Origin of the sequence: Aquimarina sp. I32.4, assembly GCF_002924285.1 — a bacterium.
Taxonomy (GTDB): domain Bacteria; phylum Bacteroidota; class Bacteroidia; order Flavobacteriales; family Flavobacteriaceae; genus Aquimarina.
Genome location: NZ_PGUB01000111.1, coordinates 1 through 13,322, shown reverse-complemented (window position 1 = coordinate 13,322; position 13,322 = coordinate 1). Strand labels below are relative to the sequence as shown.

The window sequence follows — 13,322 nt, the reverse complement described above, 5'->3', positions numbered from 1 at the left end:
TGAAACCATTTAATGGAGTGGCAACTAAATATCTACAGAATTATATGAACTGGTTTATGGTCTTGGAACGCATAAAAGAGAATAACCAACGTCTCAAATCCTTTGCCTACTATGCCCTTGCTGGACAAAATGCATGGCAAATTTGGAAAACAACAACTGAATCAGTCATATAGTAGAATATAGCCTTTTTTATTGATACTTGATAATGAATAAAGCGGGTTTACTGCTTAAGAATTCATAAAAGCGATACTATGTGTAGCAACTATTGCGGCTGTTTCTGTACGTAATCTGGTAGCACCCAAAGTAACTGCTGTATAACCAGAGGTCAAAGCCAGTTCAATTTCTTTTGTAGAAAAATCTCCTTCAGGGCCAATAAGTATAGTCGTGTCTGATTTAGGAATGATGATATCTTTTAAAGCCAGCTTTTTGGCCTCGTCACAATGAGCAATTAATAATTGATCAGTAGTGTCTTGTTGTATAAAATCAGAAAAAGAAATAGCAGGGTTTAGTTTGGGTAAAAAAGATTGTATAGATTGCTTCATAGCGCTTAGCAAGATACGCTCAAACCGTTCTGGTTTAATTATTTTTCTCTCACTGTGATCACAAATGATAGGTGTAATTTGATCAATACCTATTTCTGTAGCCTTTTCCAAAAACCATTCATACCGATCATTCATTTTGGTAGGAGCTACTGCAAGGTGAAGACCGTAGTTTTTTGGTTCCTGCTGTTTGTAGTTTTCAATTTGTGCAATGCATTTGGATGGGGTTGATAGAACAATAATAGCAGTAAACATCACTCCAGAACCATTGGTAATATACAAGAGATCTCCTTCTTTTTTTCTCAGTACTTTAGCAATATGCTTACTTTCTTCTCTAGAAAATTTCACTTCGGTACTAGCTATGGTTAGCGTTTGATTATAGAATAGTTGCATTTTATTAGTGCTTCAAAATGATGTTTTTTTGATTTTCTATTAATGTTATAATGAGACTCAAAATTTTATTCGAGCCTTGGCTACAACATTCATATCAGTAAAATCCTTTTTTAGATATTTCAAATACCCTACAATTCCTATCATTGCAGCATTATCTGTAGTATATTCAAATTTAGGAATAAATGTTTTCCAACCGTATTTATATTCACCGTCTTTTAGTGCTTTTCTGATTCCTGAATTTGCAGATACACCACCGCCAATAGCAATGCGTTTAATACCAGTTTGTTTGGATGCCTTTTTTAGTTTATCAATAAGAATATTGATGATCGTATATTGTAGCGAAGCACAAATATCTTCAAGATTTTCTTGAACAAAATCAGGATTTTCCTTTTGCTGTTTCTGAACAAAGTAGAGTACCGATGTTTTAAGACCACTAAAACTAAAATTGAGATCACCTACTTTTGGTTTAGGAAAAGGAAATGCTTTTGGATCACCTGTTTGAGCGTATTTATCGATCAATGGGCCACCAGGATATGGTAAGCCAAATATTTTTGCACTTTTATCAAATGCTTCTCCCACAGCATCATCAATGGTTTCACCTATGACTTCCATATCAAAATGATCAGTGACCTTAACGATTTGTGTATGTCCACCGCTTATCGTCATAGCCAAAAATGGAAACTCTGGAGCGCTAGTATCTTTTTCTTCAATAAAATGAGCAAGAATATGCGCTTGCATATGATTTACATCTATCAAAGGAATATCCAAAGCCAAAGCCATAGATTTTGCAAAAGAGGTGCCTACAAGTAAAGAACCCATTAATCCAGGGCCTTGCGTGAAAGCAATTGCATGTAAATCTTCTTTTGATATATTTGCCTGTTTGATAGCCTGATCTATTACAGGAACAATATTTTGTTGGTGTGCTCTAGAAGCTAGTTCAGGTACAACACCACCATATTGTTCATGTATTTTTTGGGATGCAACAACATTGGATAATACCTGTCCATTACATAATACAGCAGCAGAAGTATCATCACAAGAAGATTCGATACCAAGAATGTATGTTTTTTGTGGAATCATTATGAGGAAAAGGGCATAGAAATTGTTAATATTGTCAACAAAGTTAAAACAATAAAACGTATCAGGAAATTTAAGAAAATATTGTTGAGGACATTTTTGGTCCTTTTGTCACTATTTGTATTGTTAGTAGTACTGTTTTCTATTCCCGCAGTGCAGACACATTTTGGTAAAAAACTTACCAATTACCTGAATACAACCTATGATGTAGACATTAATATTGAGCGTATTGAGTTAACATATGCAGGTAATGTAAGCCTGAAAGAAATTTTGATAAAAGACCACCATCAGGATACATTATTATATGCAGGAAGTATAGAGACTTCTATTCTAAGCTTCAAAGAAATTTCTAAAGGGCAGCCAAAACTAGGAAAAGTAGCTATAGAAGATTTAATCTTTACCATGAAAATTTACAAAGATGAGAATAGTGATAACCTCATGACCTTTGTAAGAAAATTCAATACAGGAAAAAAAACACCTTCAAAAAATAAATTTGTATTATCTACAAAAGAAATTAGTTTACAACAAGGCAGCTATAGTTTTACCAATGAGAATTTAGGAACTCATAAAATTGTAGATTATAGTAATATTATTCTTGATGCAGAAAGCTTATTGGTAGAAGGAGAAGATGTGTATATCAATATAGATGGTTTGTCATTTTATGACGCTAGAGGATTACAGATATCTAAATTGCAAGCTTGTTTTTCTATCACTCCAGAAAATATGGATTTTCAAGAGTTGGTTATAGAAACAGAAGGCTCCAGAGTAGAAGGAGAAATATTATTTTCTTACGAACGAGATGGTTTGAGTGATTTTGTAAATAAAGTAGATATACAAGCAAATTTTGAGAGAGCTTTAGTTACTACAAATGATTTAATCCCTTTTTATAAAGAGTTTGGAAAAGATCAGACAATAAAGCTCCAAAATACATTGGTCAAAGGTAAGCTCAATGATTTTAAAATAATCAATGCAGATATTTATGGGTTAGATAGATCTGTGATAAGAGGAGATATTAGGATAAAAAACGCGGTAAGTAATAGATCAAAATTTAAACTAGAAGGTGATTTTACTAATTTGACGAGTAATTACTATGACTTGGTAAATCTTCTTCCTCGTGTGTTAGGTAAATCACTACCTAGACAATTATATCAATTTGGAAGTGTAAAAGCAGTAGGTAATACTATTGTAACTATAAAAGATGTAGATGTTGATATGAATTTGTTCTCACGATTAGGAAAGATGAATGCTTTTGTATTGTTAGAAAACCTTGATAACATGAAGAAAGTAGCCTATAATGGGAATATAACGTCTAATAACCTTAATATTGGTCAATTGTTAGGAAAAAAATCAATAGGCAATGCAGCCTTTGATATTCATGTAGACGGAAATGGTTTTACTCTAGAGAGCCTTGATACAAAAATAGAAGGAGATATCAGTAAATTGGTTTTTAATGAATACACATACACTAATATCAAAGCCCGAGGAAACCTTAAAGACAGAGTGTTTGATGGTGTTCTAGATTCCAAAGACCCTAATGTGCGATTTAACTTTAGTGGGGTAGCTGATTTATCAGAAGAAATACATAATTATAATTTTAGAGCCTATGTAGATCATATAGACCTTAAGAAGGTAAATCTATTTACCAGAGATAGTGTTTCTGTTTTTAATGGAGATGTATATATGAATATAAAAGGATCAGGAATTAATGATGCTTTTGGAACTATTTCTTTTGAAAAAACACTGTATACAAATCAAGATGCAGGATATTATTTTGAAGACTTTGATATCACATCAAGCTTTGATGATGATGATGTACGAACTATCACAATCAATAGCCCAGATATTGTAGAAGGTAATGTAAAAGGAGTATTTAGATTTGAAAACGTATATGACTTATTTAGAAACTCTATAGGAAGTCTCTACACTAATTTTGAAGCTACAGAAATTACAGACGATGAATTTATGGAGTTTAATTTTACTATTTATAATAAAATTGTAGATGTGTTTTTTCCTGAAGTTCAGTTCGCTCCAAATACCATTATCAAAGGTAAAGTAGAAAGTAATGAATCAGAATTTAAACTAACTTTTAAATCACCATCTATTCAGGTTTTTGATAATTTTATGAATAAAGTAGATGTTCAGATAGATAACAAAAACCCATTATTTAATACCTATGTAGCCATCGATAGTATTAATTCCAAATATTATGATGTTTCTGAATTTAGCTTGATTAATGTGACTTTACAAGATACGTTATTTATGCACTCAGAATTCAAAGGCGGTAAGGGTAATAAAGATAATTTTAATTTAGAGTTTTATCATACGATTAATAAGGATAATAATTCTGTAATTGGACTAAGAAAATCTGACTTTACTTATAAAGGCTATACATGGTTTGCTAATAAGGATAAAAATAAAGAAAATAATAAAATCATATTTGACAATGATTTTAAGAATATTGATATACAACCGATTATTCTTAATTATTTGAATGAGAAAATCAAAATTAGTGGTACTGCCAGAGGTAAGGATTATAAAGACATCAAAGCTGTTTTTAAGAATGTAGATCTCGATAAGATTACACCTAGAATTGATAGCCTTAATTTTTCTGGTAGAGTCGATGGAGATTTATCTATATTACAAGAAGAAGGTGTTTATTTTCCTAGTTCTACTATTACAATCCATGATTTAGGAATTAATAAAACTCTTTTGGGAGAATTAAGACTTAATTTTTCAGGAAACGAAGACCTTACAGAATATACAGTTAATACACGATTAGTTAACCCTGAGAAACAAAAAACATTGTCTGCAATTGGAGCTATTAATGTTTCAAAGAATAACCCTTCGATAGATGTAGATGTAGCATTAGATCAATTTAATATTTCAGAATTCAGCCCTTTGGGAGGTATTGTACTTAAAAAACTTCGAGGCTTTGTATCAGGAAATGCAAAAATATCAGGCAGCTACAAAAATCCAGAGATTAATGGAGTACTCAATTTGAATGGAGCAGGACTTACAATCCCATACCTTAATGTAGATTTGGATTTTGAAGAAAACGCTAGAGTGCTATTAGAAAAACGAAAGTTTAATTTTGATAATATCAATATTACCGATACAAAATATAAAACAGAAGGAGTCTTAGGAGGGTATATAGCACATAGGAATTTTTCAAGATGGATGATGGGATTAGAGTTGTTTGTTGATGAGAGACTATTGGTATTAGACACAAAAGAAGACGAAGAATCGTTGTATTATGGTACAGGTTTCATTAGCGGAGAAGCAACCATAAAAGGACCTACAGATGAATTGGTTATAGATGTTAATGCCGCTACAGAAAAGGGAACTATTTTCAAAATTCCATTAAATGAATCAGAGTCGATAGGGGATAACTCTTATATTCACTTTTTGAGTCCCGAAGAAAAAAGAGCAAGATTGGCAGGAAAAGAAATTATCCTTGATGATATAAAAGGATTAGAACTTAATTTTGAATTAGATGTAAATGATAAAGCAGAAGTAGAGGTTGTAGTAGATAAGAATACAGGTAGCTCATTAAAAGGACGTGGTGCAGGGACATTACTTATTGAGATCAATACCAACGGAAAATTTAAAATGTGGGGGGATTTTGTGGCGTATGAAGGAACTTATAATTTTAGATATGGAGCCTTTGTAGAAAAACTATTTACCGTTAGAGAAGGAGGAACTATTAATTGGGATGGGAGTCCTTCTCGTGCAGTTCTGGATCTAAGTGCAGTGTATAAAACAGAAGCAAACCCAGCAATATTGCTAGAAAACTCATCTGTAAATCGTAAAATACCAGTAGAAGTAGTAGTAGACCTGCAAGGACAGTTAATACAACCCAATGTTAACTTCAATATAGAGTTTCCTAATTTGAGTTCTATTGTAAAAAGCGAATTAGATTATAAACTTAGTGATCAGTCTAACAAAGAATTACAAGCACTCTCTTTGGTGTCATCAGGGCAGTTTTATAACGGAACATTTGATGCCAATGCCTTAACTGGTGGTTTGGTGGCAGAACGTGCATCAAGCTTGTTTAACGGGATATTCTCTGATGAAGATGATAAGTTTCAGGTAGGGTTAAACTATGTACAAGGAGTACGTAATCTGGATCAAGAAGATGCAGATCAATTTGGATTAACGCTCTCTACCCAGATTAGTAACCGTATTCTAATTAATGGTAGAGTTGGGGTTCCTATTGGAGGGGTCAATGAATCCAATGTTGTAGGAGATGTTGAAGTAGAATATTTGTTTAATGAGGATGGAACACTACGAGGAAAAATTTTTAATAGAGAAAATACAATTCAATATATAGGTTCAGGAAACCAAGGGTATGAACAAGGGGTAGGTTTATCCTATTCGGTAGATTTTGATAATTTTAATGAATTATGGACCAAAATATTCAAAAATAAAAAGGTAAAAGACTCTATTTCAAAGCCAAAAGATACAACCAGAATAAAGACTCCTGAATTTATTAACTTTACAGAAAAGAAGAACTAACCAACAGATTAGTATAATCTCAAAATTATTGAATAAATAGCTAAGTATGGCCAAAGAGATAAGAACTATTGGTGTTATGACATCGGGAGGAGATGCTCCTGGAATGAATGCCGCAATACGTGCAGTAGCAAGAGCATGTGCATATTATAATGTAAAATGTATAGGGTTTTATAGAGGGTATCAAGGTATGATAGAAGGAGATTATAGTATTATGAATGCTAGAAGTGTACGTAATATTATAAGTATGGGAGGAACCATACTAAAATCGGCACGATCCAAAGATTTTATGACACCCGAAGGTAGAGAAAAAGCTGCAGATCATCTCAAGGAAATTGGAGTAGATGCTATGGTATTGATAGGAGGAGATGGGACCTTTAGAGGTGGGCAGATATTTAGTGAAGAATATAATATTCCAGTAATTGGAGTTCCTGGTACAATTGATAATGACATTGCAGGAACTAATTATACAATAGGATACGATACAGCATTAAACACAGTGATCGATGCCATAGATAAGATAAGAGATACCGCTAGTTCTCATGACAGGTTGTTTTTTATAGAAGTAATGGGAAGAGATGCAGGTTTTATTGCGCTAAATAGCGGAGTGGGTGCAGGTGCAGAAGAAATTTTAATTCCCGAAGAAGATTTAGGGCTTGATCGATTATTAGAATCATTAAAGAGAAGTAAGCGCTCAGGAAAAGCATCTAGTATCGTTGTGGTAAGCGAAGGAGATAAAACAGGAAAGAACGTGTTTGAGTTGGCAGATTATGTGACAGAAAACTTACCAGATTATGATGTAAGAGTTACTGTATTAGGACATATGCAACGAGGAGGGTCACCTTCTTGTTTTGATAGAACCTTGGCTAGTAGATTATGTGTAAAAGCAGTAGAATTACTTTTAGATGGTAAAAAAAATGTAATGGTAGGGATTATAGATAATAAAATTTCAGCCACAAGTTTTGATGTTGGACTACAAGAAGATCACGGAATTAATAAAGAATTACTTCGTATATCAGATATACTCTCTACATAAATTGTTTTCTGAATAAAACTACCCTTAGTATAAATTCATGATGAATACTAAGACTTATGTTTATTTTAAGAGATTACAAAAAGCTTATTTGCACTACGACAACCTTTTAATTGATTGAATTAAAAGGTTTTTCTATTTTTTCAAGATAAAAATATGGAGAGATAAGACTAATAACTTTCTGAAAAAAAACGGGTAAGGATGTTTTTTTTAGTTTTTAAAAGTAAAAAAAACTTTTTATCGAAATATTCACAAAAATATTCACTGAATTTATACGTAAAATGAGTTTTTAGCTTTGCAATAAGTAATTTTAATCCTTCATACAAATAGTTTCTTACCCATAAGAAACGAAACATAAACTCAACATGAAAACTAAAACAAAAGTCATACTTGGACTAAGTATGATGGCAGCAGTTATGGTTTCGGGAAAAAAACCCACCCCCGAAAAATACTTCAAAAAGACAGAATCAATTAATGTACAACCTTGTGAATGGGGGAATAATTTTTTGACTCCAACTGTTGTTTTTAAGGACACAGATAGAGGGTCAGTAGGCTCTAAAATTTTTCACCAAAAAATTCCTAATCCAGAACAGTATATGCAACAACGATGTCTTGATGTTGCAAAAATATTGTATCGTAGCTCTACTGAAGCTCCTAAGTTTAGAAAACTAGGTTTTAATATTCAGAAAAAAAATAGTAATGGAGAAAGCTTTGTAGCGTATTTACTTAAAGGGGATAATGAATTGACCATTGTAGTAAGTTCAGAACATTTAAGTAAGATTTATCAGGATTCTGGTAATGACGGACAAGTAATAATAGATGAGATAGACGGTATTTTATACCATGAGGTAACACATGGCTATAATCATTCTCCAACGGCAGGAGGAACCTATGACGGGTCATCTCCTTTTTGGGCGTATACAGAAGGTATTGCAGATGCGGTGAGAATTCATGCTGGATTCCACCAGACTAGAACCCCAGATTCGAATAATAATAAAAGATGGTTAGGAGGCTATACAACTACAGGATTCTTTTTACATTATGTATCGCAAAAATATGATAAAAACTTTGTGTATAAATTTAACAAAGAAGCAAAAGACTTAGGAAACACATGGTCTTTTGATACATCATTTCAAAGTATTATCGGAAAAGGAGTAGAACAAGTATGGAGTGAATACAAAAACTTTATTTCTGGTAATGGAAACCTAGATTATGACGGTGTGTACCCTTGGGTTTTAGACTGCGCAGGCGGGGGTGGTAACCCAGTTACAGATGAAGATATTACCAATGATGGTGGTATTGTTTCTGATCAGCATCAGGATTCTCCAAATGGAGAAGGAATTAATCAATTAATAGACAATAATAGCAATACCAAATACCTTACTTTTAATAAAAGTGGATGGGTACAGTATCAAGCAACAAAAACATATAAGTTATCATCATATACAATTACTTCTGGTAATGATACTCCTGAGAGAGACCCAAAAAACTGGACATTAGAAGGTTCTATAAATGGAACTAATTGGACAGTGATTGATCAAAAAAACAACCAAGATTTTATAAATAGAAGACAAAAAAGAACTTTTACTGTACAGAATGCTGGGGTTTTTAAAAGCTACCGATTAACACTTACCAATAATAGTGGATCAATTTTACAACTATCAGAAGTAGAATTGATAGGAAAAGCTACAGATATTGTTGTCGATGCTCCAGTAGCTTCGTTTTCTACTAGCCAAACTACTATTATAGAAGGAAATCAGGTAACTTTCTCTAATTCATCTACAGGAGGAGAACGATATGAGTGGACATTTGCAGGAGGAAACCCAGCTTCTAGCACAGTGAAAAACCCAAAAATAGGGTATGCTAGTGCAGGTAAATATGATGTAACATTAAAAGTTATAAATAGTGTTGGTTCTGATGTAGCTACTAGAAGAGGATATATAACGGTAACCCCTAGAGGAACAGATACCTGTGAGTGGGGTAATGACTTTTTAACTCCAACAATAATTTTTAAAGATTTAGATGGTACGACAATAGGTTCACAAATATTTCATCAAGTTATTCCTGATGCCAAAAGCCATATGCAACAACGTTGTTTGGACGTGGCAAAAATTTTATACAGAAAATCATCAAATGCCCCAAGGTTCAGACAATTGACATTTGAGCTTAAAAATGAAGATTTTGTAGCGTATAAATATGGAGATGGAGATGCCATTGGTATTGCAGTAAGCACACAACATTTAGCAAAAATATATAGAGATTCAGGAAATGATCCTCAAGTTATAAAAGATGAAATAGATGGTATTTTGTATCATGAGGTTACCCATGGATATCAAAATGTTCCAGTAACTGGGGGAACTTATGATGGTTCATCACCTTTTTGGGCATGTCTTGAAGGTGTTGCAGATGCAGTGAGAATTCATGCAGGGTTCCACCAGACTAGAACCCCAGATATCAATAATAGTAGACGATGGTTAGGAGGCTATACAACTACAGGTTTCTTTTTACACTATGTATCTCAGAAGTATGATAAAAACTTTGTATATAAATTTAATAAAGAAGCAAAAGATTTAGGACAATCATGGTCTTTTGATGCATCATTTCAACGTATTTTAGGAAAAGGGGTAGAGCAAGTATGGAACGAATACAAAAGCTTTATCAATAGTAGTGGGAATTTAGATTATGATGGTGATTATCCATGGGTATTAGATTGCTCTGATGGAGGAAGTGTTCCTGCTGGAGAAGTTGATATTACAAATGATGGGGGTGTAATATCTGATGAGCATGCAGATTCACCAGCTCGTGAAGGAATTAACAACCTAATAGATAATAAAGCGAGTACCAAATACCTTACTTTTCATAATAGTGGATGGGTACAGTATCAGGCAACAAAAACATATAAGTTGTCATCATATACAATTACTTCTGGTAATGATGCACCAGAGAGAGATCCAAAAAATTGGACATTGCAAGGATCTGTAAATGGTACCTCATGGGTTACACTAGATCAACGTAATAATGAAGATTTTACAAGCAGAAGGCAAAAAAGAACTTTTACTGTACAAGGAGCAGCGGCATACTCATATTATAGGTTATCATTAACAAATAATAGTGGATCAATTCTTCAAGTAGCAGAAATAGAGTTTTTTGGTACAGAATCAACTGCAAGGCAAATCGTACAAGAAAATACAGAAAAAAGTATTCAAGTTTCTACATATCCTAATCCTGTAAGCGAGACATTATACTTGAAAAGATCGACAGAACTAGAAAATAAATCAGTTCAGTTAGAAGTATATGACATCCAAGGACGAAAAGTACTAAGTACTGTTACTAAAGGAAATGAACTGAGAGTGCAAGGAATAGAAAGTAAGATGTACTTTATCGTAGTACGTTATCAAGGAAAGGTAGTATATAAAACACGTTTTATTAAACAATAAATTAATAGACAGTTAATTGTTTGTAATAGTATGTCATTCCTAAGGTGGCAGTAGTTCTTTTAATCAATATTTGAATGCTTGTTTTCATGGGAATGACATTGATAATCAATCATCAATACGAAATACTGTTCACTTAGATTACTAAGTGAAAAATAAGATAGAGAAGCCGATAACATTAATGTTGTCGGTTTTTCTTTTTGTATTAATAACTATTCTTTATTGAAATGACCGTGATCTGAATTGAATTATTTTTTGAGGCGTGGAGTAAGGAAAAATAATTTAAAGAGGTAGTCTTAATAGAATAATCAGAATCAGTAGTATTCAGATTGATTCTAGGTAATATGATCCGGATCATAAAAAAGGGAAGGCGTAGATCCTAGTTTTGCTTCTAACAAATTATAGAAACCAAAACAAATATTATGAAAAAAATATGGATAGGGTTTATAACCGTAATAACACTTTCTTTTGTCGCCTTGATTTGGGTAGGAGTCAAAATATATCAAGAGCAACCCCCAATACCAGAAAAGGTATTGATAACAGGAACCAATGAAGTTTTGTTTACCAAACAAAATATACAAAGAGGGCAAAATGTATGGGAATCTATTGGCGGGATGGAAGTTGGTTCCATATGGGGGCATGGAAGCTATGTAGCACCCGATTGGTCTGCAGATTGGATTCATAAAGAAGCAATATTTCTATTAGATAAATGGGCTTTACAGTTTAAAGGCGAATATAAAGACCTATCAGAAGAACACCAAGGACAGTTAAAAGGACGGTTACAGAGCTTGATCAAAACTAATACCTATGACACAATAACAAAAAATATATGGATTACAGCAGACAGAAAAGAAGCCATTCTCTCTAATGCAGCTCATTATAAAGAGATATTCTCAAAAGGGCATGAGGAGTATGCTATACCAAAAGAAATGTTGGTAGATGAATCAAAGTTAGATGACCTCAATGCATTTTTATTTTGGACTTCTTGGGCGGCATCAACCAATAGACTAGGAGATACCGTTACTTATACTTCTAATTGGCCACATGAACCATTGATAAATAATACAATAACCATAGATGCTCAGATATGGTCAGGTTTTTCTATTATATTGTTACTATTCTTTATAGCTATCATGGTATGGTATCATATCAGAAGTACACATGTAGAAAATGAAGATCATCAAATTCCAGATAGTAACCCATTAAAGGGAATAACATTATTTCCTTCTCAAAAAGCAACATTAAAATATTTTTTGGTAATCAGTCTATTAATAGCTTTACAAGTTGTGTTAGGAATTGTTACAGTTCATTACAGTGTAGAAGGGCAAGCATTTTTTGGGTTTGAATTGTCAAAATATCTCCCATATTCAATTAGTAGAACATGGCATACTCAATTAGCTATTTTTTGGATAGCGGCAGCGTGGTTATCTACAGGGCTGTTTATTGCTCCGCTTGTAAGTAATAGAGAACTAAAGTTTCAAAAATTCGGGATTAATTTTTTGTTTATCACCATACTAATAGTCGTATTAGGTTCTATGGTAGGAGAGTGGCTAGGGGTAAAACAATATTTGGAGCTAACAACCAATTTTTTCTTTGGTCATCAAGGATATGAGTATATGGATCTAGGTAGGTTCTGGCAACTATTATTGGGAGTAGGATTGATATTGTGGGTACTACTTGTAGGTAGACATATAATGATAGGTATCAGACGTAGGGATAATACAAGGAATCTATTGATCTTATTTCTAATATCTGTTATAGCCATTGGATCATTTTTCTTTTCAGGATTGATGTATGGTGAAAATTCATCACTATCAGTGATCAATTATTGGAGATGGTGGCTGGTACATCTATGGGTAGAAGGGTTTTTTGAGGTTTTTGCAACGGTTGTTATTGCTTTCTTATTTACCAAAATGAAACTTATACAAGAAAAAACAGCAGGTAGAGTTACTGTTTTATCAGCCATTATATTTCTATCAGGAGGAATTATAGGAACATTACATCATTTATATTTTTCGGGAACCCCAGTTCATGCAATAGCATTAGGAGCAACCTTTAGTGCATTAGAGGTTGTGCCTCTCACCTTAATAGGATATGAAATTTGGGAAAATTGGACACTGTTGGAAGCAAAAGAATGGGTGCTAGAATATAAGTGGCCAATATATTTTTTTCTAGCTGTTTCATTTTGGAATATGTTGGGAGCAGGAGTTTTTGGTTTTTTGATAAACCCGCCAATAGCATTGTATTATATACAAGGGTTATTAATAAGAGCATAAATTAGTTTATCTTTTGTTTTAAAAATCCTTATTTTTAGGTTGTGAGAAGAAGAAATAA

The 13,322-nt window shown here is 33.1% G+C and carries 6 protein-coding genes; 4 read left to right on the top strand and 2 right to left on the bottom strand.

Annotated elements, in window-relative coordinates:
* Nucleotides 1-227: 227 nt before the first annotated feature.
* Entirely contained in the window at nt 228-932 is a 705-nt protein-coding gene (locus CVD18_RS18625; RefSeq protein WP_103867023.1) for a 16S rRNA (uracil(1498)-N(3))-methyltransferase, read from the bottom strand.
* A 57-nt stretch (nt 933-989) separates the two neighbouring features.
* Complete coding sequence (tsaD, locus tag CVD18_RS18620; RefSeq protein ID WP_103867022.1) at nt 990-2,012, bottom strand: tRNA (adenosine(37)-N6)-threonylcarbamoyltransferase complex transferase subunit TsaD; 1,023 nt, start codon at nt 2,010-2,012, stop codon at nt 990-992.
* A gap of 84 nt (nt 2,013-2,096) precedes the next feature.
* Here tsaD and CVD18_RS18615 point away from each other — a divergent pair, with 84 nt between their 5' ends.
* The 4 genes from CVD18_RS18615 to CVD18_RS18595 all read left to right on the top strand — a co-directional run bounded on the left by CVD18_RS18615 (nt 2,097) and on the right by CVD18_RS18595 (nt 13,264).
* On the top strand, nt 2,097-6,524 hold the full coding sequence (locus tag CVD18_RS18615) for a translocation/assembly module TamB domain-containing protein (RefSeq protein WP_233194591.1): 4,428 nt from the start codon (nt 2,097-2,099) through the stop codon (nt 6,522-6,524).
* A 46-nt stretch (nt 6,525-6,570) separates the two neighbouring features.
* Entirely contained in the window at nt 6,571-7,557 is a 987-nt protein-coding gene (gene pfkA / locus CVD18_RS18610; RefSeq protein ID WP_103867020.1) for a 6-phosphofructokinase, read from the top strand.
* A gap of 362 nt (nt 7,558-7,919) precedes the next feature.
* Nucleotides 7,920-10,991 (top strand): basic secretory protein-like protein, encoded by a 3,072-nt coding sequence (locus CVD18_RS18600; RefSeq protein ID WP_103867018.1) that lies wholly within the window; start codon nt 7,920-7,922, stop codon nt 10,989-10,991.
* A 419-nt stretch (nt 10,992-11,410) separates the two neighbouring features.
* On the top strand, nt 11,411-13,264 hold the full coding sequence (locus CVD18_RS18595) for a nitric-oxide reductase large subunit (protein WP_103867017.1): 1,854 nt from the start codon (nt 11,411-11,413) through the stop codon (nt 13,262-13,264).
* The last annotated feature ends 58 nt before the right edge of the window (nt 13,265-13,322 follow it).

What these genes read in the sequence shown, in the direction of transcription:
- CVD18_RS18625 (WP_103867023.1), bottom strand. Translation starts at nt 932, where the DNA reads ATGCAACTATTCTATAATCAAACGCTAACCATAGCTAGTACCGAAGTG.
- tsaD (WP_103867022.1), bottom strand. Translation starts at nt 2,012, where the DNA reads ATGATTCCACAAAAAACATACATTCTTGGTATCGAATCTTCTTGTGAT.
- pfkA (WP_103867020.1), top strand. Translation starts at nt 6,571, where the DNA reads ATGGCCAAAGAGATAAGAACTATTGGTGTTATGACATCGGGAGGAGAT.
- CVD18_RS18600 (WP_103867018.1), top strand. Translation starts at nt 7,920, where the DNA reads ATGAAAACTAAAACAAAAGTCATACTTGGACTAAGTATGATGGCAGCA.
- CVD18_RS18595 (WP_103867017.1), top strand. Translation starts at nt 11,411, where the DNA reads ATGAAAAAAATATGGATAGGGTTTATAACCGTAATAACACTTTCTTTT.